Source organism: Glutamicibacter sp. NPDC087673 (assembly GCF_044743255.1).
Lineage (GTDB): Bacteria > Actinomycetota > Actinomycetes > Actinomycetales > Micrococcaceae > Glutamicibacter.
In genome coordinates, this window is sequence record NZ_JBIUWB010000003.1 from 279,806 (window position 1) to 306,684 (window position 26,879).

Here is a 26,879-nt window from a genome sequence, read left to right on the forward strand (position 1 = left end):
CATGCATTGCGTTGTAAACTACGCAATTTAAACAACGATCCTCAGTGACCTTAGATAACATTCTCTGTGCCTTTCGGCGTGGAGAATAGGGCCGAAGTCACTGAGGATCGTTCGTTAATGCGGTGTCTCCAGCGCGCTGATTGGCAAATGATGACTATAATTTGAATTTGGATTAACTCTTTTCGACCCGGTGTCCTGCATAAGCCATGCAGTCGACGCCGAGCAGGCAAGAGGCTTTGTGTTGTATACCCAGAAAGGTGCCGCCGCGTGCGCGTCATTACAATCATTCCGACTTACAACGAACTGGAGTCGCTCCCGCTGACCGTAGGACGCTTGCGTACCGCAGTTCCTGACTCGGATGTATTGATCGTTGATGATAACTCGCCTGACGGCACCGGAGAACTTGCAGACAAGATGGCTGCTGAGGACTCGAATATCCACGTATTGCACCGTACCGGCAAGGATGGCCTGGGAGCCGCCTACATTGCAGGTTTCGAATGGGCGTTGGCTCGCGACTACGACGTACTGGTAGAGATGGATGCCGATGGCTCGCATATGCCAGAGCAGCTTCCACGCCTTTTGGAAGCCAGTGCCGCGGGCGCAGATCTCGTAATCGGTTCGCGTTGGGTCAAGGGCGGCGAAGTCGTGAACTGGCCAATGCTGCGCAAGATCATCTCGCGCGGCGGCAGCTTCTACTCGCGCACCATGCTGGGCTTGCCTCTGCGCGACATCACCGCAGGCTACCGCGCCTTCAAGCGCGAAACCCTGGAAGCAATCGATTTTGACGCCGTTGAGTCGCGCGGCTACGGCTTCCAGGTGGACATGACCTTCCGCGTGGCCATGCTGCGCAAGACGATCGTTGAAGTTCCCGTGACCTTCGTAGAGCGCGAACTGGGCGCGTCGAAGATGAGCGGCAACATTGTGTTCGAAGCAATGTGGAATGTCACCCGCTGGGGCTTGGGCGCCCGGTGGAAGAAGCTGACTTCCAAGAAGTAATACCCGTGTTTAAGCGAACTGGCGTGCAACGATGGATCGTTGCACGCCAGTTCGTTTAACCAGGAATCATCATCAGGTCTCGGGCAGGCAGTGAAATACAAACCAGCCCACCGCCCCAAAGGCGGACTGTGCAGGATGAAGATAGCTTCTACGAAGCTGCTTAGGCCGGCGGCGCTGGCCGCGCAATTTCATGCAGGCTCTTTGACGCAGTTGAAAATACTGGGCGTGGTCTTTGAGCCCCATAGCAGACAGGCAAAAGAGTGAGGGCTGGGTTTGATAACCATTGGTCATCAAACCCAGCCCTCAACCAAGCCCCTACGGCCATGCTAAGGCAGCATGGAACCGTGCGTGGGGGAGATTAGGCAGTTTCCCCGCGAGCAGCGCGCAGCTGCTGGAGGCGGTCTGCCAGAGTCTTTTCCAGTTCTTCTTCGGAACGGCGCTCAAGAAGCATGTCCCAGTGGGTACGGACAGGCTTTTCATTGCCCGGTTCTTCGGCCTTGGCTTCGCCGTGGACGAGCTTGGCTTCCTTACCGGTCTTGGTGTGCCAGGTTGCTGGAATTTCAGCTTCGGCAGCAAAGACGACGAAGACGGTCTCGCCCTCTTCGGTACGGTATTCCACACGCTGACGGGCAGCCGGCTCCACACCTGCCTCAGATTCCATGCTCTGTGCACCCAGGCGCATGCCTCGTAGGCTGCGATCGCTCATGTTTTCCCTCCGCGATGATTGAAGAATTCGCTACACGTACCAACGTTTGGCACTCGGAAATAATTCCCTCCGACTAGAGGTGAAGATAATTCTTGGTGCCAAAACATCCATTATACGCGTCTGCGGCGAGGTGCATTGTATGCACCTCGCCGCAGACGGCTAATCGGTTCTAAACCAGCTGTTGCTACAGGTTGCTACCTGGGGCCGATGGCGATTCCGGAGTGGCAGGCTTGCTGCCCGATCCGTTGCCGCCCAGCGCTCCGCCGATGCCCTTGAGTGCTTCGGTCAGTTCGCTTGGAATCACCCACAGGGTATTCGAAGTGCCTTCGGCAAGCTTCGGCAGAGTCTGCAGGTACTGGTAGGCGAGCAACTCATGGTCCGGCTTGCCGGCGTGAATTGCATCGAAGACCTTCTGGATGGCCTGGGACTCGCCGTCAGCGCGCAAGATTGCGGCCTGTGCATCGCCCTCGGCTTCGAGGATGGAAGCCTGGCGTGCGCCTTCGGCAGTAAGGATGGAGGACTGCTTGGTGCCCTCAGCGGTCAGGATGGCAGCACGGCGGTCACGCTCGGCGCGCATCTGCTTCTCCATCGAGTCCTGGATGGACAGCGGTGGATCGATAGCCTTCAGCTCGACACGGGAAACACGGATGCCCCACTTGCCGGTTGCCTCGTCAAGGACACCACGCAGCTGGCCGTTGATCTGGTCGCGGCTAGTCAGGGCCTCTTCCAGATTCAGGCCACCGACGACATTACGAAGCGTAGTGGTGGTCAGCTGTTCTACGGCCTGGATGTAGTTAGCGATTTCATACGTCGCGGCACGCGGCTCGGTGATCTGGAAGTAGACCACGGTATCAATCGAAACTACCAAGTTGTCCTCGGTAATAACTGGCTGCGGCGGGAAGGAAACAACTTGTTCACGCAGGTCCAGCAGCGGCAGCAAGCGATCCACAAAGGGGATCAGGATTGTCAGACCGGGATTTAGGGTTCGGTTGTACTTGCCGAGGCGCTCAACGATGCCAGCACGTGCCTGCGGCACGATGCGCACGCTGCGCAGTAGGACGACAATCACGAAGATTGCCAGAACGACAAGCACAATAGTCAAGCCAAAGCCATCTGAATTCATGGTTCGTACTCTCTTTCCTTGTGCAGTAGTGATGAATTTGGGGGCGTCAGGCTAGCTAGCCGTTAGCAGGGTCAGGGGACTTCGCGGTGAGGTATGCAGTTGCCCCGTCGATACGTGAAACCACGGCATAGGTGCCGGGATTCATGGTCGGAACGCTGGATTCAGCACGGGCGGTCCAGATCTCTCCACGGATCTTGGCCGAACCCGACATGCGCGAGGTCGGCTCGAGAATAAGTGCATCCGCACCGATTAATCGCTCGATATTGGTGCGGAAGCCCTCGGGTGATTTCCGTAAATGTTTGACGGCAATAGGTCGAACCAGGAAGATCATCAACAATGAAATGACGCAGAATACAAGGACCTGCAACCACATGGGTCCACTGAGCAGTGCGACCGCTACACCACCAAGGGCACCTACGCCGAGCATGATGAAGTAGAGATCAAGAGAAAGCATCTCGATGATCGCCAGCAGCAAGAACAGTGCCAGCCAGATCACCCAAGCGTTGCTGATGATCCATTCGGCTGTTGTCATGGCATTCACCTAAATTCTGTTAGGACATTGACCAGTCGTAACTGGTCTTTCCTACATTCTGCCGTAGAAGGCAGATAAAAGGTGTAGTCATTTTGGGGTATCTTCTAGCCCTGCGTGACGAATGCGTGTACTCCAAAGGAAGCTGTTACAGGCTGGGAACCCAACGCCAGCGTCTGCTGATGAAGAATTTCAGGGGAGAGGTGGTGCCCGGACGGACCCATGAATGCAAGGTTATAGAGATCGTCCGCATTCAGGTTCATCCGATATGTCAGATTCTTGGATCCGCGATGATTAAGGCCTTCAGCCGCAAATTTTTCCACCAAGGCGGCTTGCTTGCCCTGTCCTACGGTGAGCATGCCCAGCGGGTCGACGACTTCGTTGAGATGATCTGGTTCGCCGGTCACGACAATGCATAATCCACCAGTACGCAGTACACGTTGGAACTCTGCCGGGTTATGCGGTGCGAAGCAGTTGATCACCACATCGCGTGATCGGTCGGCAGTAGGCAATTTGCGCCAGACATCCCAGACCACAGCGAGCGTGCTTGGAACCTTCGCGGCACGACGCATGGCAAAGCGGGAGATGTCCAGAGCCAAAGCATCAAGTTCAGCAGCAGGAGAGTTCTCTAGAATCTTCCCCAGGTAGTAGCCGGTACCTGCGCCCGCATCCAGCACGTCAAGCGAATGTCCGTCGTGATGATCATTGATCAGCTCGGACAGCGCGCGCGCCAGAGGCTCATAATGTCCCTTTGACTGGAAAGCATCGCGGGCTTGGACCATGGCCGAGGTGTCTTCGAGGAAGTTCGTTCCTTTGCCAGTAAGGAAGTTGAAGTAACCCTGTTTGGCAGCATCAAAACGATGCCCGGCTTCGCAACTCAGGGTTCTATCCCGAGATTCCTCGAAGCCAAGGGGTTGCTCGCAGACCGGGCAAGTAACGTTCGTGGTGCCGGAGAACATTAGAATTTCAGAACCTCTTGTGCCGTTGCAACGTCCATGCTTTCATGGCGCCACAGTTCGGATTCGCTAATCAAGGAGCGGGTAAGTGCTTTGTCGATATAGACAGTGCCCGACAGATGATCAGTTTCGTGCTGGACAATGCGGGCCTGCCAACCGGAGAAGCTTCGAGTTATTTCCTGGCCGTCCCGATCTTTATAAGTGGCGGTGATATCGGCGGCCCGGCTCACTACGCCTTGGAATCCTTCGAAAGACAGGCAACCTTCGTAGAAGACTGCCGCGCGCTCTGTTGATGCCGTATATACGGGGTTGAAGATCTCGAAGTACTCCAGCGGCTCACGCTCTCTGTGCGAGGCAGCTTCCTCCGGAATGGGATAGAGATCTTCGAGCACGGCAATCTGCAGGGGGATACCCACCTGAGGAGCGGCGAGTCCTACGCCAGGGGCGTCGTACATGGTCTGGCGCATTGCTTCAAGGAGTTCTTCGAGCAGTTCCTGCGGAAGCTGCTGCTCGTAGGCCACCGCCTGCTGGCGGAGAACGGGATGTCCCAGCTGGACAATAGGCAGTATGAGGTTCTCATCTGCAGTCTCCAGGACTTCTCGAACTATATTCTCGATGTCCTGTTCGGTGTACTCGGTGTTCATCGGCAAGCGCTAGTCCGTTCGTATTCGTTGAGCTGAAGTTGAGCCAGGCGCGAGGTGAGTCGGGCCTTTTCAGTGTCATGCAGCATGTGTCCAAGATTGCCCAGATTGTCTGCGGCGTACAGATGGACTTCCACGTTCTTGTCGTAGAAGATATCGATAAGATTCGCCAATCGGCGTTCCTCATCCATTGGCATGGTGGCACTAGCTGGGATGCAGGTTATATGCCAGCGCGAATACCGGCTTGCCAAATCCAGATAGTCGGCAGTGTTGCGGCGGGTTCGGCAGATCTGATCGAAGCTGATCCAGATCTCATACGCATTCACGTGGACTGGCCCGATTTCGTCGTAGCCGATCTGGATCATCGTATCGTGGACCGGCAGTTCTCCTGGTGCTTCGAAGAGATTTAGCGTGCCTCTCCGATACCCGTCCAAGACCTGCTCGGGATCGGCGGCGAGCTGTCGGTAGTCCACCGAATGATCCAGCGAGAATACAGTGAAGTCCCGTTGGATCCGGTCAATAATTGGCTGAACCAGGTGATGGAAAGTGTCATCGTCAAGCAGCTTCTCCGGCCCGTAGTTCGACGTAATGACCAGCTGGATCTCGTGTTCCGTGCAATGCCGAATGAGCTTGGCCATGAACATCGCGTCGCCAGGTTCGGTGCAATGGAACTCATCGAAGACCAGCAACTGCAGTCCAGCTAGCTCGCGCTCAAGCCCTTGCGAGAAAATCGCGCCCAGCGGCTGGCCCGGGACACGGTTGACCGGGGAATTTACGCGCTGGAAGAACTCGTGGAAATGGAAGCGCGCTGTCGTGGTTTCAGGCAGCACCGAGACCAAGGTATTGATGATGAGGGTTTTGCCTCGACCAGGAGGGCCATAAATGTAGACGCCAGGGTGCTTTGCCGTCATCGTCGTACGCAAAGTACGTCCTAGAAGGTCGATCAGATCACTCTGAACCGGGTCAACTTCGATACCTTGCAGCTTGAGAGCTTCGCGGATCTGAAGAGCGTACTTATTCCCGTGGGGAATGCGTAGCAACGGATTAGCCATATCTAAATTTTGCCACTGAGCGCAGACGCGGCCAATCTTCTGTGATGCAATCGCCACCATTCCAGCTTGCAGGGATGCCTTGCGGTGCCGAGGCGACGTTAAAGTGCCTAGTCAAGAAGCCTTCGATTTATTTCGAAACGGATGATTTAAATAGGGGAGTGCTCCCAAAGATGGCTACGAGCCTGTTTAGTCTTGTGAATTTTGAGCATACCTATCGCTTTATCTTGATCCGTGGCCATAATGGACACACCCATAGAGCTGGGTTGAAGCAGTTGAATCGGACCAGGGCGGGCGAAATGCGGAGAGGGAGCGCGTGAGATGACCAGTGAATTCATTGTCCCAACGGCTGAAGACGAGATCGTCTCCAGCGATCTTTTGGACATGTCGGCAACGGTACTCAAAACCTTGTCGGATCCGGCAAGGCTCCAGATGCTCTGGGCGCTGTCCATGGACGATCTTTCCCTGTCCGATTTGGCTCAGTTGATCGGCGTTAGTCCAACGGTTGCCGGCCAATTGCTATCCAAGCTGCGAGCAGCTGGTGTATTGCAAACGAGGAAGTCCGGCCGCCATGTCATCTACTCGATGCATGATGAGCGATCGCGCGAGTTCATTCGGCAGACCCTGGAGTTCGCGAGGCACCGGCTGGATTTGCAGGATCAGCGTCAACAAGCTGAGCAGTAAGCGGCCTTCGAAATCCGTGGCGTAAATGGACGAATATGGCTACTTCCAGCGACATTGCGAATAAGCCGATAATCTACATTATGTAAAGTAATGGAAATCCACGACTCCCCACGCAGGGTCTCACTGCAGCCATTTGTGCTGGCTGCCCCGTCTATCGAAGCAGGCTCCTTTCATGCCCATCATTCGAAAGTTCGCGGACGCTTCGGCGGGATCTGTGGATCTCAGGTGGTCCTTCGGCGTATCGACCGACAGGCTTTGGCACGCAATGATTGATCGTCAGGCATTGCCACTCTGGCTGGGAACTCACGTCGCTGGAAGCCTTGGCGTGGGTTCTACTGTGCAGATCGAGCATGCGGAAAACTTCATCTGCGAAAGCCGGATTGAACAGGTCGAGCCAGCATCCGCCCTCGTGATGTCCTGGAAGTTTCCGGAAGAATCTGTGTCGGAGGTTAGTTTGACTCTGCAGTCGAGCCTCTTCGGAGCTGAACTTGCGCTGAGCCACTCCAAACTCAGCGTTGGCGTCTCGAATTACTTGGCGGGATGGGAAACGCATCTCATGTATCTGGAGGCCGTCCTGCTTGGGGCTCCGCGCTCGATGGATCAATTCTGGGACGTTTATCAGGAGGTATTCGAGAACTAGGGCGCTTTCCTCTTGCCACTCCCCTCGATGTTATTCCAAACGATGATCGATCCGGCTAGAGTACACCGCGCCGGGTCAATGCCGACCTCAAATCCGCAGCGGAAGCAAAGTGATGTGTGTGGATCCCGAGATCGGTCGCCCCGACAAGTTTCCCGGCGGAATCGTCGGTAAAGAGGATCTGGTTTGCACACAGGTGCAGAGCATTGATTACGTGCAGAAATGCTCGTCGGTCTGGCTTCGGATAACCGATTGTTGCTGAATTGAATACTCGGGCGACGTGGGTGGCGATTCCTTGCCGCTTAAGTTCGATGTCAATGGTGTCGCTGCCGTTCGTGAGAATGGCGGTGGTGATACCTGCACGTTGTAGATCGTCGAGTAGCTGCAGCACATCCTGATCTACAACGGGCTCTATGCGACCCCATGCGTTGGCGGCTTCCGTGGATCCAATGCTCTTCCCAATCTCCTTGATCCATGTCAAACGAGATATTTTACCTGTAGTGAGTCCTTCCAGGCGAGCAGGGTCGAAAGCCGCCGCGTTCAAAGTGCCCGATGGCAACCCATATTCCATTTCAACGTCAGCAGTGGCGGCCTCGGGAAAGTTGCGGATCACTCCGTCCAAATCGAAAACTACTGCGTGGATCATGGGGCAATCCTGCCAGATGCAGGCGCATTGGGGCATCTGGGGCCAAGTGCATGCGGTGCCTTTCCTGCAGCGAGGGCCTGCCTAGAAATCTAGCAGGTGCTGCGTCAACCGGGAACTCCATGTTCCAGGGCAGGATGTCGGCGGTATCCCGGGAGCCAGATAGGCTAGTACTTGACCGAGTTCCCGGACTACTCCCCTATCTACCTTCAAGGACAGAAAACACCCTATGTCTCCAAGCGCCCTGTACCGTCTAGTTGCCCGCGCTGAAGCTGTCACATGGACGATGCTGATCATCGCATTGATTTTGAAGTACGTCGTCAAGGTTGGTGATTGGCCTGTATCCATTGCCGGCTTCATCCACGGCTTTGTCTTCCTGACTTATGCAACGATGGCTGTGCTCATTGGCATGAATCAGCGCTGGAGGAAGTCGCTGATCATTGGAGCTGCCGCGACCGCCGTCGTCCCATATCTGACCATTCCTTACGACAAGTGGCTGGAACGCAAGGGAAAGCTGGAAGGTACCTGGCGTACCGAAGCAACCGATCATCCAGATGATCGCAAGTGGACCGACGCGACGATGCGTTGGCTTGTTGCCCGCCCGGCGCTGACCACGGTCCTGCTATTCGTCGTTATTGCCGGTATCTTCTCGGCCATGCTTTTCATTGGCCCTCCAGGTGGCGAGCACTAATCATGGATTCTATGAGGAGCAGGCTGCTTTCGCCTGGGCATCACTGAATGCACTGACTCCTCAATCCAATTTGCCTGGCCCGGTCACTTCCATGTGTTCTTGGCCAGGCAAATTCTGTTTAATCCGGACATAGCAGGGTAAGGCTCGAACTACTTGGTGGTGCGTTGCTTCGGTGCGTAGTGAACCATCACCAACATTCCAATTAGCTCTACCAAGGTCTGGCTAACGACCACGGCAGAAGCTAATTCCAGCTCCGCGGGCAAAGCCAGGGCCAGGGGAAGCACCACCAGAGAATTGCGTGTGACGCCGCTGAAAGTAACTGCCCGCCGCGAGGCGGTGGGCAGCTTGAAGAGTTTCCCCGCGGAGTATCCAAGGACATTCATGATGCAGATAAACAGGGCGAAAACCATAATGGCCAGCCCTAATTGACCCAGGCTTGCGCTCACCGTGAAGATCTGCGAGCCCACCACGCTAAATAGCGTTCCCATCATCAACGGAACCATTAGATAGTCGGCCCAATCCCCGATGGGCTCTGCCCAGGTAAATCGTTTGGCGAGTGCCTGGGTGAGTGCTGCTGCCAGCAGTGGGAGCACGATCAGTCCCAGCAGTGCCCCCAGGAAAGGAGCTGGCACGATCACGTCGATCGCCGAGGGTCCAGCAAATATATAGAGGTATGCCGGCACGAGCAGCATCTGCAAGATCAACAAGAGCGGTGTGGCCGCCAGCAACCGTTGGCTGTCTCCCCCGGCTAAGCCGGTAAAGACGATAACGTAGTCGATGCAGGGCGCTAGCAAGACCAGCAGCACGCCGAAGAGCAGTGCCTGGTCCCCCGCCACTATTCGCGATAGCCCGAAGGCCACGAGCGGCACCACGGCAAAGTTGACCGCGCACAGTGCACCCATGAAGCGAGTGTCCCGGAAGGCCTCCGGAAAACGGGTCAGCGGCATGCCCAGGAAAGTAGCGTAGAGCAGCAATCCAAGGAACGGGTTAACCGAGTTCTCGAGACCCTTGCTTGCGGCAGGCAAGGCCAGGCCGAGAACGCAACCGGCAGTGATCGCGGATAAATAGAGGGCGATCTGGTGCGTTTGCATCCATGCATTGCCAGGCCAGATCTTCATAGGACTAATGCTAGAACAATAGCTGCGGCCACCATGGCCGTGAGCTCATTCGGGCGAGCCTCGACGGCGACCTTCTGTGTCTGAACCGACAACGATCCAGCCAACGCCGAATTACTCACGGACACCGGGGTAAACCTATGATGAGTACATGAAGGATTCTATTCGTAAGTGGCCGCTGTGGATGGCTGTCGACGTTGTTCTCATTGTTCTATTCGCCCTGCTCGGTCGACGTGAACACGAGCATGCCTTGAGCATTGGCGGCATCCTGATGACCGCCCTGCCGTTCTTGGTTGCCTACGTCGTCGTGACCTTGCTGTCCAAGCCTTGGACCACGATCAACAAGCTCTTCCCTGTTGGCGTACTGGTCTGGGTGGTGACCGTAGCAGCGGGCCTTGCGCTTCGCGTTGGCATGGATTCCACTGCGGCACTCCCCTTCATCATTGTCGCGACATTGGTTCTGGGCGCATTCTTGATGGGGCGTCGGCTGGTTACCTCAATGGTGGCTAAGCGGCTAGGTAAATAGCAGGCCGAGCCCGTAGGAACCGGCAGCGACGAGACCGCTGGCGAAAGTCCCCAGAATAAACTGTTCGGCGGCGCGATGGTTTTTCAGTTCAGAGAACCGGCCAAGACCCTTGACCGCCAAGACGACGGCAATGCCTTCTGGCCAACCGGCCCAGAGGCTTCCAACGATGGCCGTGCGCTCCAGGAGTCCGATCCACAGCCCGCCTCGAAGCGGTGAAGGGTCGGACTCCTCCTTTTGGAGCTCGACATCATTCTTCGCAGCAAGCCGGAAAACAAGTTCCGTAAACGGACCGCCGAAACTAATGGCAAAGATGGAACTCAGGACGATCGCGTACACCGGCGAAAGCCCGTTCTGCTCCAACGAAGTTTGAGAAGCAACTGCCAGCAGGGCCGAGAGAATGGCGAACAGGGCAGAGCCCACAACTAGCCAGTCGCGGACACGAGCTCGTTTGCCCATGGCATAGCCAAGGTAGGCAGCTATGCAAGAGACAAACGCCGCCAGGCTCAGACTCCCCCAAGCGATCCAAAGCATTTACTGCTCCTTTAGCATCTTCAGCTGTCGGTTCAGCGATTTGGCAGCTTCATCCATCATTCGGTTCGCCTCAAACCATAGCGCGGCCGACAGACGAGAAGAGACAGCCTGCTGGGTGATTCCTAATTCTTGGGCAATCTGCTGCTGGGTCAGGCCTTCATCGGCCAGAGTGCCAGCTTCCCATGCCGTGGCCCGTCGCTTTGAAACTATGCAGGCAGTCAGCTGGAGCTCGGCTTCCAGGCGGGTGGCTTCATGCGACGGTCCATGAACAGCTAGATGCGCATTGGTGTTCTTTGCCCGCTCAACTGCGACACGAGCATATTCAAAGGCAGGCCCCCGTCCGGCACGGGTTTCTTCGGGCAGTGGCGTTTCAACTTGCCCGAAGCCAATGCCGACACTCCAGTCCCCTGAAGCTGCCATCATCACTGCCAAGCGAATTGCTTCGTTGGCGCTATCCAAGACAGCTTGGACTTCATCGCCGGCGGTTCGCTGGAAGGGGCGAACCACTGGAACGGTAGCATTAGCTTGCTTGACTAGAGCCTCCACCTTGTCTTCGGTGGAACGTGAACGCCGCTGGTCAATGGTCAACACAATCATGAAACAATTGTAAAACTTTGTATCCGAATCTACAAATTAAAATCATTGTACTATGCGAAGCGGGGCGATGCGCCCATGCCTCTCATTCGCTGCTTTTCGACTAGAGTTGATTCCAGATCAGCCGCCTCCTGGCAGGCGACAAGTTAGAACCGAAAGGCACAGTGATGGTCACCGCATTCGTCATGATCCAGACTGCAACGGACAGTATCCCTGAATGCGCTAAGCAGATCTCCGCAATCTCGGGCATCAGCGAAGTCTATTCCGTAGCAGGCGACTGGGACTTGATTGCAATTGCACGAGTCAACAAGCACGAGGACCTTGCCGAAGTCATTGCCAATAAGCTTTCCAAGATTCCAGGCATCCGCGGCACCCAGACCCACATTGCATTCCGCGCATATTCGGAACATGATCTTGAAGCAGCTTTTTCCCTAGGCCTAGGCGACTAAGGACTTTTCAAGAACAAAGCCGGCCTTCGGTTCAGCGATTGTAAAATCGCGAACCAAAGACCGGCTTTGTTGGCATCTGACGGTGCTACGCGCCTACGATCGCCTGGGTCGTTGAGGACCAGGCTTCCAAGGTCGCCTTCGCCGCACCGGAATCGATGGAATGCGCTGCTTTCCCAATCGCCGCCCGCATGCGGTCTTCGAAACTGCCTTCAGCAGTATCGCTGTAAGCCACCATTCCGGCAGCCGCGTTCAGGAGGACCGCATCTCTAACGGGTCCGGGACTCCCCGAGATGACATCTCGTACAACCCCTGCGTTATGTAGTGCATCTCCACCGCGCAGATCATTAAGCGTCGCACGGGCAAATCCCACGTCCCGGGCATCGAACGTGAACTCGGAGACCGTGCCGTTGCGCACTTCCCAGACGCGGTTAGCTGTAGTGGTGGTTAGTTCATCCAGTCCGTCATCCCCGCGGAAGACCAGCCCACGCACGCCACGGCTTGCAAGAACGCCCGCCATGATTGGTGCCATGACCATGTCGGAGCAGCCGATGGCGGATGCGCTGGGCAATGCGGGATTGGTCAAGGGGCCCATGAAGTTGAAAGCGGTTGGTATGCGCAATTGACGGCGTGCTCCGGCAACGTGGCGCATCGAGGGATGGAAGACGTTGGCGAAGCAGAACGCAATCCCAACCTTGTCGTACACCTCTACAAGGCGCTCGATTGGTACCTCCAGGCGGACGCCCAATGCTTCAAGCACGTCGGCGGAACCCGAGGACGAAGAGGATGCGCGGTTGCCGTGTTTAACTATGCTCACGCCGGCGCCAGCGCACACCAGTGTGGCCATCGTTGAGATGTTGACGGTGTTCTGGCGATCGCCACCGGTCCCAACAATGTCCAAAGTTTGTGCATCGATGGTCAAAGGGCGCGCATTGGCGACCATGGAGTCCACCAAGCCGGTCAATTCGGCCACGGTCTCACCCTTGGATCGCAGTGCAACCAGGAACCCGGCAATCTGAACGTCGCTCGCCTCGCCGGACATGATCTCATTCATTGCCCAAGCGGCCTGTTCGCGGCTGAGATCGCCACCGTTGATCAGGGTGGCCAATAGATCTGGCCACGTCGGGAACTTTTCGTTTACAAGGCTCGTTGACACATGGGAAAGCCTATCCAGACACCGGGGCGCTACCCAATTCATGTCGTTAGATGATGTGGCTCAGGTCGCTAAAAATGCCTAGTTTCTGGGGTTAAATACGAAACACTTTCGTTGCATAAATGATTGTTTCGTGAGACTCGCCGGACGAAGCTCTACGAATTGTAGAAAGAGTTTTCTCTGTACTTCCGCATGTTTCCGCGGATGTTGCCAAGATGTGGCGCAACAAACCTCTGCCAACCCGCTTTTGCATTGGTATCTGAGGGGCATTTAGAGACATAATGTCAGTGTGACAACTGCGACTCATGCCCCAAATACGACGGCGCCACATGCGCCGAACCGCCCAAACATGGTGTCGGTGGGAACGATGGTGTGGCTCTCCAGCGAGCTCATGTTCTTCGCCGCCCTCTTCGCCATGTACTTCAGCCTCCGGGCTGCCGCGCCCGAACTATGGGCGACTGAAACTGCCAAGCTCAACGTACCGTTCGCGCTGGTTAACACCATCATCCTGGTGTCCAGCTCGTTCTCGTGCCAGCTAGGCGTGTTCCGTGCCGAAGAATTCAAGCCTCGCCGTTCCGGTGGGCTTTTCAACTTCAAGGAATGGGGAATGATTGAATGGTTCATTCTTACCTTCATCCTTGGCGCGATCTTCGTTTCGGTTCAGGCCTACGAATACGCTGTCCTCGTTAGCGAGGGCGTGGCATTCGACTCGAACTCCTACGCTTCGGCCTTCTACATTACGACCGGCTTCCACGGCATTCACGTCGCTGGTGGTCTGATTGCATTCTTGCTGATCATTGGTCGTGCGATGCTGGCTAAGAAGTTTGGTCACTTCGAAGCAACCGGCTCCATCGTCGTGTCCTACTACTGGCACTTCGTTGACGTTGTTTGGATCGCCCTGTTCGCGATCATCTACTTCTTGAAGTAGCAACTTAAATTCATTAGTTGCCTCAACAAGAAGTACGGCAACACCACACCAAAGAAACTAAGTGAGGAACCAGCAAGTGAAGGCTCTTTCGAAAAAGCGCCGCCACCCGCTCGCCGCTGTGGCCCTGCTTCTGTTCGGATTGCTGATTACCGGCAGTCTTTACACTGCAGCCGGTAACATCAGCGAAGCGAAGGCAGCTGAGACCACTTCTGCATCGCAGGCCGATGTAGAAGAAGGTCAGAAGCTTTTCGTCGCCAACTGCGCTACTTGCCACGGCATGAATGCCGAAGGCTCTGACTCCGGTCCATCGCTGATCGGCGTTGGCGCGGCTTCTGTTGACTTCCAGGTCGGCACCGGCCGTATGCCGATGCAGATGCAGGGCCCGCAGGCCCAGGTCAAGCCAGTACAGTTCGACGACGAGCAGATCTCCCAGCTGGCAGCGTATGTTGCAAGCCTGGGTGCAGGCCCAGCGATCCCTGATGAGGAATACTTGGATACCACCCAGGGCGACGCCGCCCACGGTGGCACCGTCTTCCGTGTGAACTGCGCAATGTGCCACAACGCGGCTGCTGCCGGTGGCGCGTTGACCCGCGGCAAGTTCGCACCAACCCTGACCGGTGTATCCGAGAAGCACATCTACGAAGCGATGGCTACCGGCCCACAGAACATGCCAGTGTTCAACGACTCGAACATCACCCCAGAAGAGAAGCGTGACGTTATCACCTTCCTGAAGACCATTGAAGCAAATGGTTCCGCTGGCGGTGCAGCCCTGGGCTCCCTGGGTCCAGTTGCTGAAGGCCTGTTCACCTGGACCGCAGGTCTGGGTATCATCATTGCCTTCACCATTTGGTTGACCTCGCGTCCTTCCTAAGGCAAACCCGCGGCCTCGGCCGTAACCATCACTACGTACATAAATTCCTAACAGAAGGATGAGAGAGAAACATGGGCGACCATAGTCACGGCAGTCCCGAAAACTCGGGCACCGTTGCTAAGGCTGACGATGTAGCTCAGGATCGATTCCCAGATCCGGGCTTACCACCCCATCGTCCGCGTCTCGCAGACCGCGATCCGCGCGCAGCCAAGCGACATGAGCGTCAAGTAGCGCTCCTATTTACCATCTCCATCATCGGCACGCTCTTCTTCTTCGTGGCCTACTTCGTCCTGGGCCACCTGGGCGAGATGACCTTCGCTGAACTGCGTGTGCAGAACGCTGCACTGGGACTGGGCACCGCTTTCGCGATGCTCGGTATCGGTGTGGGTATTGTTCACTGGGCCAAGACCCTGATGCCGGATCACGAGCTCATGGAAATGCGCCACGAGATCCGCTCGGAAGAAGATCGCCAGGATGCCGTCGAAATCATCGATACCGTGCTCGAAGAGTCCGGCATCAAGCGTCGTCCGCTGATCCGCAATACCCTGATCGGTGCCATCGCCTTGGCGCCAATCCCAGCAATCTTCATGTTCCGCGACCTGGATCGCACCGGTAACACCGCGAACGAGATGATCGATTCCCTGCGCCACACCATGTGGGACAAGGGCATCCGTCTGACCCGCGACCCATCTGGTACCCCGATCAAGGCTTCGGATGTGCAGATCGGTTCCGCATTCCACGTGATCCCAGAAGGCCTCAACGAGACCGAGCACCCGCTGAACGAAAAGGCCAAGGCCGTCGTTCTGCTGATGCGCATGGATCCAGCAGAAATGCAGATCTCCGAGGGACGCGAAACCTGGAACGTCGACGGCATCGTCGCATACTCCAAGATTTGCACCCACGTGGGTTGCCCGATTGCTCTGTACGAGCAGCACACCCACCACTTGCTGTGCCCTTGCCACCAGTCGACCTTCGACCTGACGCAGGAATGCAAGGTCATCTTCGGCCCAGCTGGCCACGCACTGCCACAGCTGCCAATTACCGTGGACTCCGAGGGCTACCTGGTAGCTCAGAGTGACTTCCACGAACCAGTTGGCCCGTCCTACTGGGAGCGTGGTTAATCATGACGACGACTAACGAATACCAGGCATCGACCGCTACCGGTCGCATCGCCAACTTCGTGGATTCCCGCGTCGGCGCTTCGGGCATGGTCAAGGAATTCGGTCGCAAGATCTTCCCGGACCACTGGTCGTTCATGTTCGGCGAAGTGGCAATGTACACCTTCGTACTGCTGCTGCTCTCGGGCACCTTCCTGACCTTCTTCTTCGATCCGTCGATGGCTCACGTCGTCTACGACGGCTCGTACGTACCGATGAAGGGTATCGGCATGTCGACGGCTATGGCCTCGACCATGGATATCTCCTTCGACGTGCGCGGCGGCCTGTTCATGCGACAGGTACACCACTGGTCGGCACTGCTGTTCGTCGCTTCCCTGTCCGTGCACATGCTGCGCGTATTCTTCACCGGCGCATTCCGTCGCCCACGTGAACTGAACTGGGTTGTCGGCGGCGTGCTGCTGATCATGGGTCTTGCTGCCGGCTTCACCGGCTACTCCCTGCCAGATGATCTGCTGTCCGGCAACGGCCTGCGCATTATCGATGGCGTCATGAAGGCACTGCCGATCGTCGGCACCTACCTGTCGATGTTCTTCTTCGGCGGCGAGTTCCCTGGCGATACCGTGATTCCGCGACTGTACTCGTTGCACATCATGATTGTTCCTGCGGTCATCATCTTGCTGATCGTTGTGCACCTGTTCATGGTCGTGACCCACAAGCACACCCAGTACCCTGGCCCAGGCCGCACCAACGACAACGTTGTTGGCTTCCCTGTTGGTCCGGTATACGCAGCCAAGGCCGGTGGATTCTTCTTCATCGTCTTCGGCATCGTGGCATTCATTGCTGGCCTGTTCCAGATCAACCCGGTATGGAACTACGGTCCATATGACCCATCCCCTGTTTCGGCTGGTACCCAGCCGGACTGGTACATCGGTTTCGTCGATGGCGCGCTGCGCTTGATGCCAGGTTACCTGGGCAACTTCAGCTTCGAATGGATCATTCCATTCCCATGGGGCGATAACACCCTGGTGATGTCGGTACTGCTGCCAGCACTGGTTCCTGCAGGCGCACTGTTCGCAGTGATGTTCGCATGGCCGTGGATCGAACGCTGGATCACCAAGGACAACCGTGAGCACCACCTGCTCGACCGTCCACGCAACGCTCCATTCCGAACCGCAGTGGGCGCTGCCGGCGTAGTCTTCTACTGCGTCATGTGGGCTGCTGCTTCCTCGGACTTGATCGCGACCCACTTCCACGTGTCGCTGAACGATGTCACCTACTGGCTGCGTACGCTGTTCTTCCTGGGCCCAATCTTCGCCTTCTGGTTGACTCGCCGTATCTGCCTGTCGCTGCAGCGCAAGGATCGCGAGATCGTCCTGCACGGCCGTGAAGCTGGCATCATCCAGATGTCGCCTGAGGGCGGCTTCTCGGAGAAGCACGAGGAAGTCGACGTCTACAAGCGTTACCTGCTGACCAACTACGTTGATCGCAAGTACATCCCGGCTCAGCCTGACGCAGCAGGACACGTCTCCGGTTCGGAGAAGCGTCGTGCAGCAATCTCGAAGTTCTTCTTCGAAGATCGCGTCGCCCCGGTAACCCCATCGGAGCTGGAAGCTGCTCATGCAGCCCACGGCCACCATGAGGTTGAGGGTGACACGCAGGACTCGATCGCCAAGTAATAGCGACCTGAGTTAGTCACAAAAGGAGGGACACACCGCAAGGTGTGTCCCTCCTTTCGTTAACCCGGCTTTCCCAGGGGGCCCAGTGAGCCTAGCGCCGGTGAGCGCTCCGAAGACGCATGGTGGACGCCCATCGAAATTCCAGTGGCTGAGAACGCCATCTGGCACTGCCGGGTGCTCAGGGTGGAAAGTCCGTTCCTGCTCCCCTAGCCGCGTATCGAGCTGCGCTCCCCAGTGCGGAGAAGAATTGGCCATCCTGTTTGGCACTTCAGTCAGAAATGCCGTTCGGGGCTGTATGCTACTGCCGGCCTGCAGTGCAGCCATTCTGGATTGGCTGGAATCGAATGCTGCACGCCAATGCCAGTTGCGACTGGCGCAGCTGCCCGGTGTCGTCCCGGGCCGAACCGGAGCGGAGAGCTGCTCAGTGCATTCGTCTTTCCAGCGAAGGCCCTCCAGACTGGGGACGAGCTCAGTTCCGCAATCACGTTCGCCAAGACTTCGAATGCAGCAGTTCAGACTCCCGTTTTGGCGCTCGGCATGGCCGAGCCGATATCCAGAGCGCTCTTCCAAAGGCTGCTCCCCTGCCAGAAAGAATGCCCGGCAGGCACCATGACCTCCAGTCCTGCTTCAGAATCGTTTGAATTGGATGACGGAATAACTCTGGACGCATCGACCGGATGGCAGAATCACGCTGCAAACAAGACTGTGTGATCTAGGGATATATTGGATCTTCGCTACGGCCTATCGCACCAGTGTGGCTGGTTTCCCACTGGACAGGGCGGCTGGAGTGTCCACTTTTCAACTTCCGTCGACATTCCATGTCCTGCTGCCTTGAAGCGGCTTTGAGCTTGCGCCGCGATCTTCTTCCGTGTGCGGGAGACCTGCTAGTTCCTGCTATAGCTCCATACCGGCGGACCAGGCTGCGGGAGTGCTTATTCAGTAGTTGATGCCCGGAACCATTTTGAACGGCAGATATGGCATCCTTGGGCATGGTTGACGGGTTTGCCTGGTACTTGCCCGTTGAAATCGAAGCAGCCGGCCGCCTGGCCAGGCCAGGCCTAGAAAGTATCGGTGTAGCGAGGCGTGCGTGTGCCCACTCGCTGCAACGGCACGAAGAGCTTGTAGCGGTCTGAGCGGTAGAGCGAGACCGAGTAGTCGGCTAGCCGATCGCCGATGTAGGCATACCGGGTGATCTGCAGGAGCGGGAAGCCTGGTTCTACGCCCAGGAGCACGGCTTGCCGCTTGCTCGCCGCAGTGCTTTCCACCTGGTCCTCACCCCATTCGAGCAAGATGCCATAGCGCTCGTGCAATGCCTGATAGAGCTTTGACGGCGGATCGCCATCCACAAAGCCAGGCACGAGATCGGCAGGCATATAGTTCTCGTCCAGGCTCATGGGGGTGCCATCGGCCAGCAGCAGGCGCTTGAACTGGACTACGGCAGTACCCTCCTCCACCATCAGCTGCGAAGCCAAGGTGGCGCTGGCTTTGATCTCCGCGAATTCGAGTACATGGGCATCGGGAACCATGCCGCGGCGCATCATATCTTCGGAGTAGGAATGCAGGCGGACACGAAGGTCCAATTTTTCGGGCACGACGAATGTGCCGATTCCCACCACGCGTTTGAGCACTTGTTCATCCACCAAGGCATCGATGGCTTGGCGGATGGTCTTGCGGGCCACGCCGAAGTGCTCTGCCAGCACGCGTTCGGGCGGAAGCTTGTAGCCGGGTTTGCAGGCCTCGCGCGCATGGGTCTTGAGAATCTCTCGGATTTGCCGGTACTTACTTTGCCGGCTGGCCGGATCAAGGTGCGCCTGGACATGTGGCTGCGGTGCGTGGCGCATGCTGCTTCTCCTTGATCCAAATAGCCTGACGGCCTATCGCCATCGAGGAACCCCTATTAAAAGACTAACGGGACGACAAGCAAAATTGCTTGTCGTCCCGTCAGGGTTACTGCCTAGTGAGCGTGATCGCCACGGCTGTATTCGTAAACCCAGCCGGTCACGCCAACGACGGCCAAACCGGCGCCGATGAAGAAGACCCACCAGCCCACAGCGAGGCCAAGGAAGCCAATCGCTGCAGCCGAAGCCAGGACCAGTGGCCACCAGCTCCATGGGGAGAACATTCCGATATCGCCGGCGTTCTCGTGGATTTCGCCATCCACGCGGTCCTCGGGCCTGTTGCCAACGCGCTTAGCGGTGAATAGCAAGTAGCCACCTACCATCGCGGACAATGCGACCAGCATCAGCAATGCCAGGAATCCGACCCATTCGCTCCAGTTGGTCATGTAACCGTAGACAATCGCTACTGGGGTGAAGAAGAAGACGCCACCCAGGAAAATCCAGGATTCAACTTTCATCGTTACACGTCCTTCTGGTCAGCCGAGCCGAAGATCTTCGCAACCGGAGTTTCGGGGGTTACCCGTCCACTCAGTTCCGGGTGGTGCAGATCCAGTGCCGGACGCTCGGAACGGATGCGAGGGATCGAGTGGAAGTTGTGGCGTGGTGGAGGGCAAGAAGTTGCCCATTCCAGCGATGCGCCGAAGCCCCATGGATCATCTACTTCGACCTTCTTGGCGTTTCGGTGGGTTACCCACACGTTCCAGAAGAATGGAATCATCGACGCACCCAGAATGAATGCGAAGACGGTCGAAACCTGGTTCATGGTGGTGAAGCCATCTTCAGGCATGTAGTCGGCGTAGCGACGTGGCATGCCCATAACGCCCAGCCAGTGCTGGATCAGGAAGGTGCCGTGGAAGCCGATGAACAGCAACCAGAAGTGGATCTTGCCAAGACGCTCGTTGAGCATCTTGCCGGTCCACTTCGGCCACCAGAAGTAGAAGCCAGCGAACATCGCGAACACAACGGTACCGAAGACTACGTAGTGGAAGTGAGCCACAACGAAGTAGGTATCCGATACGTGGAAGTCCAGCGACGGAGCCGACAGGATAATACCGGTCAGACCGCCGAACAGGAAGGTGATCATGAAGCCCATGCTCCAGAGCATTGGGGTTTCGAAGGTGATCGAGCCGCGCCACAGGGTTCCGATCCAGTTGAAGAACTTCACACCGGTTGGAACTGCGATCAGCATGGTCATGAAGCCGAAGAACGGCAGCATTACCGAGCCAGTGACGTACATGTGGTGTGCCCACACGGAAACCGACAGTGCAGCAATCGAGATGGTCGCGAAGACCAGGCCCTTGTAGCCGAAGATCGGCTTGCGGGAGAACACTGGGAAGATCTCGGAGACGATGCCGAAGAACGGCAAAGCAATGATGTAGACCTCAGGGTGCCCGAAGAACCAGAACAGGTGCTGCCATAGTACGGCACCGCCATTCTCTGGGTCGAAGATGTGGGCACCGAAGCGGCGGTCTGCACCCAGTGCGAACAGCGCAGCTGCCAGTGGCGGGAAAGCCATCAGGACCAGCAACGAGGTGATCAAGGTGTTCCACGAGAAGATCGACATGCGCCACATGGTCATGCCAGGTGCACGCAGGCAGATGATCGTGGTGATGAAGTTGACGGCGCCAAGGATGGTACCGAAGCCCGACAGTGCAAGGCCGAAGACCCAGAGGTCTCCGCCGATTCCTGGCGAGAAGGTGGTGTTCGACAGCGGAGCGTAAGCGAACCAACCGAAGCTAGCTGCACCCTGGGGGGTGAGGTAGCCGGCCAGAGCGATCAGCGAGCCCAGCGAGAAGAACCAGAAAGCCAATGCATTCAGACGTGGGAAGGCCACATCCGGGGAACCGATCTGCAGGGGCATCATGACGTTGGCGAAACCTGCGAACAGCGGGGTTGCGAACATCAAGAGCATGACAGTGCCGTGCATGGTGAACAGCTGGTTGTACTGTTCCTTGGTCTGCAGGATCTGCATGCCTGGTTCGAACAGCTCTGCACGAATCAGCAGCGCCATAACGCCACCGACACAGAACAGGATGAACGAGCTGATCAGGTACATGTACCCGATCTTCTTGTGGTCGGTCGAAGTAATGTAGTCGACGAACAGACGACCCTTGGACTTCGGCACTACGGCTGGAGCAATCGACTTCACGTCGTCAGTTGCATATTCAAACGTTGTCATGATTACTCTCCTTCCCCGTGCTCTACTACGACGCCGTTAACAACATCTGGCTTACGGTCGTACTCTTCACCAATGTGTCCATCTTCCATCTTTGCCAGCTGAGCCTTGAACTCGGACTCATTGACAACCTCGACGTTGAAGAGCATCTCGGAGTGGTACTCGCCGCAAAGCTCGGCGCACTTTCCGTCGTAGCTGCCTTCAACCTGTGGAGTCAGGTAGATGTAGTTGGTCTTGCCTGGGATCATGTCCAGCTTCTGCAAGAAGGCTGGTACCCAGAAGGAGTGGATGACATCGCGGCTATTCAGCTCAAGGGTTACCGACTTGCCCGCTGGCAGGTACAAGGTTGGCAGTTCTTCGCGAACGCCTTCCGAGCCATCGGTGTTCAGGTGAGCCTGTTCGCCGGCGTAATACTTCTCGGTGCCCTGGTAGCTGTAGTTGAAGTCCCACGACCATTGCTTGGCTCGGACGTCGACTACGACCTCAGAATCAACAGGGGCGTTGATCTGCTTTTCCAGGGTGTTGTTGAAGCTAAAGAAGACTAGAACAAGGACCAAAGGAATGGCCGTGTAGAAGATCTCCAATGGCAGGTTGTAGCTCAGCTGACGCGGGTAACCCGTATCGTTCTTGCGGCGGCGGTAGGCGATGACGCACCAGAGCATCAATCCCCAGGTCAATACGCCGACGACAATAACAGCGATCCACGAGTTAACCCAGAAATCCTGGATTGCCCCGGTGTGGTTGGTGGTGTCGCGCTCCACGTTTGGGAGCCAACCGCGTTTTGCCTCCGCTGTACATCCCGTCAACAGCAATGCGCCAGTGCCGACTAAAGCCAGTACTTTGGCTTTAGCGGACCCGCGACTGCCGGTTCGGTCTTGCGAACTCACAGACGGCCCTTCCTCTTTGTTGGTGCAGAATGTGGTCTTCATAAGTCACCTCGTGGTTTAAACGAGTTGCACGGTGAGGTGGCTCACGAAGGGAAACATAGTTTTACTACTTAATGTAGAGCTTACCCTCTTTGGGGTCAGAATGCCGAAAAACGCCGCTGTGCTAACGAGAAATTTCTTCAACGTTTGAACAGCGGCGTTTGTTCCCTACGGCCTAGTGGAAGGAATCTCCACAGGCGCAGGAACCCGATGCGGCCGGGTTGTCGATGGTGAAGCCCTGCTTCGAGATGGTGTCCTCGAAATCAATGGACGCGCCAGCGAGGTACGGGACGCTCATCTTGTCAACGATGACCTCAACGCCATCGAAGTTGCGTACCGCGTCGCCGTCGAGCATGCGCTCATCGAAGTAAAGCTGGTAGATAAGGCCCGAGCAGCCACCTGGCTGCACGGCGATGCGGAGACGAAGATCATCCCGGCCTTCCTGTTCCAGAAGCGAGCGAACCTTGTCCGCCGCCACGTCGGAAATCTCTACCTCATGGGTTGGCACCTCAGTTGGATCGCCCTTGGTCTGGTCAACAGATGCAGTCATGATTTTCCTCCCATACTGCTCGATGCGGCACCAAGCTCCAGATTTGTTACTGGAACCGGCACCTCTGTTCTTGCTTCTATCCTACGTCGCTACGCTGAAGAATTCTTCCCCTGCGTCTCTCCGTATGACACGGTTCATAGTCCCTTGGCGTTGATCCTCGCCAGCATGAGGGCTTCAGCCTCAATTGCGTGCTGGAAGTCGCCTAGATGCAGCGACTCGTTGGCCGAGTGCGCACGCGAATCGGGATCCTCGACACCGGTCACCAGGATCTGCGCCTTCGGGAAAACTTCCAGCAAATCTGCGATGAATGGAATTGATCCACCCAGGCCCATATTTACTGGTACAACGCCCCAAGCTTGTTCAAGCGCCCAGCGCGCAGTGTCATTTGCCGAAGCGTCCAGGTTCGCCTTGTAGGCGTTGCCTGCTTCGGTGGCGACAAATTCAACCTCGGCGCCGCGAAGGTCAACGCTTTTGACGTGTGCCTCAAGGGCCTTGAGCGCATCTGCAGGATTCTGCCCTGGGGCCAGGCGCATCGATACCTTGAAACGCGTTGCCGGCAGCAAGGTATTCGACGAGTGGTCGACACTCGGGATATCCATTCCAATCACGCTCAGTGCTGGTTTATTCCACAAGCGGTCGGTGATCTTGCCGGTGCCGGCAAGCTGGAAGGATTCCAGAACGCCGGAGTCCCTGCGGAATTCGGCTTCGTCGAAGTCGACTTCAGCGATGTCGTTGGCAACCAGGCCGGCAAAGGCAACAGAACCGTCTTCGTTGTGGAAGCTGGAGATCAACTTGGCGGCGAGGATCGGGCCATCGAGAACTGGTCCGCCAAACATGCCCGAGTGAACTGCATGGTTCAACGAGCGAACGGTGATCTCCGCTGCGCACATGCCGCGCAGCGAGCTGGTCAGTGCTGGGGTTCCAACCGACCAGTTGGACGAGTCGGCAACTACGATCACATCTGCTGCCAACTTGTCCTGATGGGCTTCGAGGAAGTTGCGGAATGATGGGGATCCTGCTTCTTCCTCCCCCTCGAAGAAGTAGGTTACGCCGACGCCGAAATCGCCAATGAGGTCCAGCACGGCGCGCATCGCCGCGATGTGGACCATGATGCCGGCCTTGTCGTCAGCGGCACCGCGGCCGAACAGCCTGTCCCCTACCTTCGTGGCTTCGAATACCGGGGTGTTCCAGTCCGCCGCGTTGCCAGGAGGCTGGACGTCGTGGTGTGCGTACAGGAGCACGGTTGGCTTTCCGGGTGCCGCCTTGCGCTGGGCTACCACGGCAGGCGCGCCCATAGCGCCGTTCTGCGCAGGCTCGCGCAGGATTTCCACGGTCTCCATCCCGGCCGACTTGGCCAATTCGGCCACTGCCGCAGCCGATTTTTCCAGGTTCTGCGGGTCGAAGGATTCCCATGCGATGCTCGGGATCGCGACCAGGGAAGTGAGCTCTTCGAGGATCTTCTCGAAGTTCGTGTCGATGTGGCTTTTTAGCGCGGCAATATCGACGCCGCTTGCAACAGCGTCGACGGTAGTATTTTCGGTCATGCCTTCAGCCTAGCAATTCCTCGCGTATCGAATGTCACGCCGCTAACTATTTCCGGCTAGAATAGAGGGGTGTTTGGACGTAAGAAGGATGAACCTCAATCCCCCGTAAATGTGGAGTCTGCCCAGCAGGCCCCGGAAACAACCGACGGCCGCAAGACTGGTCCAACGCCCAAGCGCAATGCGCAGCAGGCGAACCGTCAGCGCCCGTTGGTTCCTACCGATCGCAAGGCCGCTAAGGAAGCCCAGCGTCAACAGCGTGTTGAAGCGCAGAATCGTTTGCGCTTAGCCAACGAAACTGGCGATGAACGCTACCTGATGCCACGCGACAAGGGTGAGCAGAAGCGCTACACCCGTAACTTCATTGACTCTCGCTGGATGTTCGGCGAGTTCATGATGTTCATCATCCTGGCCTTCTTGGTTGTCTCGCTGGTGTTCCAGCGCAACCTGCAGATCCAGATGTTTGTGCAGGCAGCCCTCTGGGTTGTTATCGCACTGATCATCATCGAAGCAATTGTGACGACCATCCTCTTGAAGAAGCGCCTGGTCGCCAAGTTCGGCCACATGGAAAAGGGCGTACGCATGTACGCGGCAATGCGTGGAATGCAGTTCCGCAAATTGCGCCTGCCAAAGCCACAGGTCAAGCGCGGCGCAAATATCGACTAGTCGATACCGCTAGACCGCAAAGGGGCAAGCTCGCTGAGCTTGCCCCTTTCTAGTTAATTGCTTGGTTGAATAACAATGTTCAAAATTTGTGGAGCCAACTACAAGGTGATGCAAATTCTGCGATAGGAATATCGTTGCCGCGACGCATTTCTGCCAATCCTGTCCGTGCTCGCAGCATGCGGCCTTGTTGGCTCCGATACAAGGATTCATCCCGGTCGGCAACCGTTATTGCCACCTTCTCCCCTAGCGCGGCTGCCCTTGCCTAGTCTCCTGATCCAAGTTGCGTTCAAAGCTGTTGCAGGCATGACGTACGCAGAAGATGGGCCCGGTTAACACGGAATGGCTCCGATTCTTCGAGAATCGGAGCCATTCCGGAGCATTTGGGAAATTCCACTCCAAAGAACTAGAGCATGTGCTCCAGGTCCTTATTGATCGAACGTGCCCAGAACGGACCCTCGTAGAGGAATGCGGTGTAACCCTGTACCAGGTCCGCGCCTGCGTCCAGGCGTTCCTTCACATCCGCGGCATTTTCCACGCCGCCGACGGCGATCAGAGCCATCTCGGCCGGAACAAGTGCACGCAACTGGCGAAGAACTTCAAGCGATCGCTGCTTGAGCGGAGCGCCAGATAGCCCGCCGGCGCCAATCTCTTCAACCTTGGACGCATCGCTGGTCAAGTTCTCGCGACCGATGGTCGTATTGGTGGCAATAATGCCGTCGAGTTCAAGTTCCATGGCCAAGCGTGCAACGTCAGCGACATCCTCATCGCTAAGATCGGGAGCAATCTTGACCAGCAAGGGAATATGGCGGCCGGCAACCTTGTCAGCCAACTGGCCGACTTCCGAAAGCAGCGGACGAAGAGAGTCAACGCTCTGGAGCAGGCGCAGACCCGGGGTGTTGGGGCTCGAAACATTGACGACCAGGTAATCTGCGTGGATCGCCAGCTGGCGGGTGGACGCCAGGTAATCCCCTACCGCGTCTTCCAGCTCTACAACCTTGGTCTTGCCGATATTCACGCCGATGACCGGGCGGGTTCCAGCGTAACCAGTCTTGAGCTCTTGGCGAGAACTGGCGACACGGGCAGCGACAGTTTCGGCGCCTTCGTTGTTGAAGCCCATCCGGTTGATTACCGCGCGGTCCTCAACCAAGCGGAAGAGCCGCGGTTGCGGGTTGCCGGACTGGGCCTGTCCGGTGACGGTTCCGATTTCAACATGGCCGAAACCGATATCGCTCAACGCCAGGATTCCGGTGGCGCCCTTGTCGAAGCCAGCAGCCAATCCGAATGGGGATGGGAAGTCGATGCCCATAACGGTGCGCTTCAGCTTGGGTGCCGGAGCGAAGAACTTGCGAGCTGCCTTAGTGAGCCCTGCGCGTTGCGCAATCTTGATCGCGTTGAATGCAAAATGGTGAGCCTGTTCAGGATCCATCTTGGTGAACACGTGTTTGAAGACCAGTGGGTATATGCGCATGGAACCATTTTCCCGTGAAGAACCCGAAACAGACAACTTGA

At 56.8% G+C, this 26,879-nt stretch carries 29 protein-coding genes; 11 read left to right on the forward strand and 18 right to left on the reverse strand.

The features are described 5' to 3' along the window. The first annotated feature begins 267 nt into the window (after positions 1-267). Entirely contained in the window at positions 268-996 is a 729-nt protein-coding gene (locus tag ACIOTL_RS08850) for a polyprenol monophosphomannose synthase (RefSeq protein ID WP_105657847.1), read from the forward strand. Between the two features lie 358 nt (positions 997-1,354). Here ACIOTL_RS08850 and ACIOTL_RS08855 read toward each other — a convergent pair whose 3' ends face one another. The 6 genes from ACIOTL_RS08855 to zapE all read right to left on the reverse strand — a co-directional run bounded on the left by ACIOTL_RS08855 (position 1,355) and on the right by zapE (position 6,063). After that, on the reverse strand, positions 1,355-1,702 hold the full coding sequence (locus ACIOTL_RS08855; RefSeq protein ID WP_105657848.1) for an RNA polymerase-binding protein RbpA: 348 nt from the start codon (positions 1,700-1,702) through the stop codon (positions 1,355-1,357). Between the two features lie 184 nt (positions 1,703-1,886). Next, positions 1,887-2,825 (reverse strand): SPFH domain-containing protein, encoded by a 939-nt coding sequence (locus ACIOTL_RS08860; protein ID WP_105657849.1) that lies wholly within the window; start codon positions 2,823-2,825, stop codon positions 1,887-1,889. Positions 2,826-2,880: 55 nt separating this feature from the next. Continuing rightward, a complete protein-coding gene (locus tag ACIOTL_RS08865; protein ID WP_105657869.1) occupies positions 2,881-3,357 on the reverse strand; it encodes an NfeD family protein in 477 nt (158 codons plus the stop codon). A 104-nt stretch (positions 3,358-3,461) separates the two neighbouring features. Continuing rightward, positions 3,462-4,313: a putative RNA methyltransferase gene (locus ACIOTL_RS08870; protein ID WP_133833368.1), complete on the reverse strand. Its 852-nt coding sequence runs from the start codon at positions 4,311-4,313 to the stop codon at positions 3,462-3,464. Continuing rightward, positions 4,313-4,954 (reverse strand): peptide deformylase, encoded by a 642-nt coding sequence (gene def, locus ACIOTL_RS08875; protein WP_400342378.1) that lies wholly within the window; start codon positions 4,952-4,954, stop codon positions 4,313-4,315. The genes ACIOTL_RS08870 and def overlap by 1 nt, the downstream gene beginning before the upstream one ends. Next, positions 4,951-6,063: a cell division protein ZapE gene (gene zapE / locus ACIOTL_RS08880; RefSeq protein WP_400342379.1), complete on the reverse strand. Its 1,113-nt coding sequence runs from the start codon at positions 6,061-6,063 to the stop codon at positions 4,951-4,953. Before zapE ends, def begins: the two co-directional genes overlap by 4 nt. Positions 6,064-6,321: 258 nt before the next feature. Here zapE and ACIOTL_RS08885 point away from each other — a divergent pair, with 258 nt between their 5' ends. Together ACIOTL_RS08885 and ACIOTL_RS08890 are read left to right on the forward strand one after the other, a co-directional pair. Then, positions 6,322-6,684 (forward strand): ArsR/SmtB family transcription factor, encoded by a 363-nt coding sequence (locus ACIOTL_RS08885; RefSeq protein ID WP_388022035.1) that lies wholly within the window; start codon positions 6,322-6,324, stop codon positions 6,682-6,684. 172 nt (positions 6,685-6,856) lie between these two features. Continuing rightward, a complete protein-coding gene (locus tag ACIOTL_RS08890) occupies positions 6,857-7,324 on the forward strand; it encodes an SRPBCC domain-containing protein (protein WP_388022037.1) in 468 nt (155 codons plus the stop codon). A 55-nt stretch (positions 7,325-7,379) separates the two neighbouring features. Here ACIOTL_RS08890 and ACIOTL_RS08895 read toward each other — a convergent pair whose 3' ends face one another. Continuing rightward, on the reverse strand, positions 7,380-7,967 hold the full coding sequence (locus ACIOTL_RS08895) for an HAD-IA family hydrolase (RefSeq protein WP_133833365.1): 588 nt from the start codon (positions 7,965-7,967) through the stop codon (positions 7,380-7,382). A 226-nt stretch (positions 7,968-8,193) separates the two neighbouring features. On the opposite strand from ACIOTL_RS08895, the gene ACIOTL_RS08900 reads away from it, so the two are divergent. After that, positions 8,194-8,655 (forward strand): DUF3817 domain-containing protein, encoded by a 462-nt coding sequence (locus ACIOTL_RS08900; RefSeq protein ID WP_105661272.1) that lies wholly within the window; start codon positions 8,194-8,196, stop codon positions 8,653-8,655. Between the two features lie 149 nt (positions 8,656-8,804). Here the strand turns inward: ACIOTL_RS08900 and ACIOTL_RS08905 are convergent, their stop codons facing one another. After that, on the reverse strand, positions 8,805-9,773 hold the full coding sequence (locus tag ACIOTL_RS08905) for an arsenic resistance protein (RefSeq protein ID WP_105661273.1): 969 nt from the start codon (positions 9,771-9,773) through the stop codon (positions 8,805-8,807). A gap of 148 nt (positions 9,774-9,921) precedes the next feature. Here ACIOTL_RS08905 and ACIOTL_RS08910 point away from each other — a divergent pair, with 148 nt between their 5' ends. Beyond that, entirely contained in the window at positions 9,922-10,296 is a 375-nt protein-coding gene (locus tag ACIOTL_RS08910) for a DUF3054 domain-containing protein (protein ID WP_105658356.1), read from the forward strand. On the opposite strand, the gene ACIOTL_RS08915 is transcribed toward ACIOTL_RS08910, so the two are convergent. Then, positions 10,285-10,827, reverse strand: coding sequence for a hypothetical protein (locus ACIOTL_RS08915; protein WP_208294227.1), 543 nt, complete (start codon positions 10,825-10,827; stop codon positions 10,285-10,287). The genes ACIOTL_RS08910 and ACIOTL_RS08915 overlap by 12 nt on opposite strands. Beyond that, a complete protein-coding gene (locus ACIOTL_RS08920; protein ID WP_400342380.1) occupies positions 10,828-11,424 on the reverse strand; it encodes a sigma factor-like helix-turn-helix DNA-binding protein in 597 nt (198 codons plus the stop codon). Between the two features lie 164 nt (positions 11,425-11,588). Here ACIOTL_RS08920 and ACIOTL_RS08925 point away from each other — a divergent pair, with 164 nt between their 5' ends. Continuing rightward, entirely contained in the window at positions 11,589-11,870 is a 282-nt protein-coding gene (locus ACIOTL_RS08925) for an Lrp/AsnC family transcriptional regulator (protein ID WP_105658354.1), read from the forward strand. An 85-nt stretch (positions 11,871-11,955) separates the two neighbouring features. On the opposite strand, the gene trpD is transcribed toward ACIOTL_RS08925, so the two are convergent. Next, positions 11,956-13,023, reverse strand: coding sequence for an anthranilate phosphoribosyltransferase (gene trpD / locus ACIOTL_RS08930; protein WP_133833364.1), 1,068 nt, complete (start codon positions 13,021-13,023; stop codon positions 11,956-11,958). Between the two features lie 286 nt (positions 13,024-13,309). Here trpD and ACIOTL_RS08935 point away from each other — a divergent pair, with 286 nt between their 5' ends. From ACIOTL_RS08935 to ACIOTL_RS08950, 4 genes are all read left to right on the forward strand, one after another. Beyond that, positions 13,310-13,948: a heme-copper oxidase subunit III gene (locus ACIOTL_RS08935; protein ID WP_105658353.1), complete on the forward strand. Its 639-nt coding sequence runs from the start codon at positions 13,310-13,312 to the stop codon at positions 13,946-13,948. A 76-nt stretch (positions 13,949-14,024) separates the two neighbouring features. After that, on the forward strand, positions 14,025-14,819 hold the full coding sequence (locus ACIOTL_RS08940; RefSeq protein ID WP_105658352.1) for a cytochrome c: 795 nt from the start codon (positions 14,025-14,027) through the stop codon (positions 14,817-14,819). A 71-nt stretch (positions 14,820-14,890) separates the two neighbouring features. After that, the gene (locus tag ACIOTL_RS08945) at positions 14,891-15,940 is read left to right on the forward strand and encodes a ubiquinol-cytochrome c reductase iron-sulfur subunit (protein WP_105658351.1); all 1,050 of its coding nucleotides are present in this window, start codon (positions 14,891-14,893) and stop codon (positions 15,938-15,940) included. A gap of 2 nt (positions 15,941-15,942) precedes the next feature. Further along, positions 15,943-17,613, forward strand: a complete 1,671-nt coding sequence (locus ACIOTL_RS08950; RefSeq protein WP_133833363.1) for a ubiquinol-cytochrome c reductase cytochrome b subunit — start codon at positions 15,943-15,945, stop codon at positions 17,611-17,613. A 1,058-nt stretch (positions 17,614-18,671) separates the two neighbouring features. Here ACIOTL_RS08950 and ACIOTL_RS08955 read toward each other — a convergent pair. The 6 genes from ACIOTL_RS08955 to ACIOTL_RS08980 form a co-directional block, all read right to left on the reverse strand. Beyond that, positions 18,672-19,454 (reverse strand): GntR family transcriptional regulator, encoded by a 783-nt coding sequence (locus tag ACIOTL_RS08955; protein ID WP_133833362.1) that lies wholly within the window; start codon positions 19,452-19,454, stop codon positions 18,672-18,674. Between the two features lie 113 nt (positions 19,455-19,567). After that, entirely contained in the window at positions 19,568-19,969 is a 402-nt protein-coding gene (locus ACIOTL_RS08960; protein WP_105658347.1) for a cytochrome c oxidase subunit 4, read from the reverse strand. Between the two features lie 2 nt (positions 19,970-19,971). Next, on the reverse strand, positions 19,972-21,690 hold the full coding sequence (ctaD, locus tag ACIOTL_RS08965) for a cytochrome c oxidase subunit I (protein ID WP_105658346.1): 1,719 nt from the start codon (positions 21,688-21,690) through the stop codon (positions 19,972-19,974). A gap of 2 nt (positions 21,691-21,692) precedes the next feature. Further along, a complete protein-coding gene (coxB, locus tag ACIOTL_RS08970) occupies positions 21,693-22,616 on the reverse strand; it encodes a cytochrome c oxidase subunit II (RefSeq protein WP_286134304.1) in 924 nt (307 codons plus the stop codon). 172 nt (positions 22,617-22,788) lie between these two features. Further along, on the reverse strand, positions 22,789-23,163 hold the full coding sequence (locus ACIOTL_RS08975) for an iron-sulfur cluster assembly accessory protein (protein WP_105658344.1): 375 nt from the start codon (positions 23,161-23,163) through the stop codon (positions 22,789-22,791). Between the two features lie 134 nt (positions 23,164-23,297). Beyond that, a complete protein-coding gene (locus ACIOTL_RS08980; protein ID WP_388022047.1) occupies positions 23,298-24,707 on the reverse strand; it encodes a M20/M25/M40 family metallo-hydrolase in 1,410 nt (469 codons plus the stop codon). Positions 24,708-24,776: 69 nt separating this feature from the next. On the opposite strand from ACIOTL_RS08980, the gene ACIOTL_RS08985 reads away from it, so the two are divergent. Next, entirely contained in the window at positions 24,777-25,370 is a 594-nt protein-coding gene (locus ACIOTL_RS08985; protein WP_105658342.1) for a DUF3043 domain-containing protein, read from the forward strand. Between the two features lie 403 nt (positions 25,371-25,773). On the opposite strand, the gene ACIOTL_RS08990 is transcribed toward ACIOTL_RS08985, so the two are convergent. Next, a complete protein-coding gene (locus ACIOTL_RS08990; protein ID WP_105661278.1) occupies positions 25,774-26,838 on the reverse strand; it encodes a quinone-dependent dihydroorotate dehydrogenase in 1,065 nt (354 codons plus the stop codon). Positions 26,839-26,879: the final 41 nt, after the last annotated feature.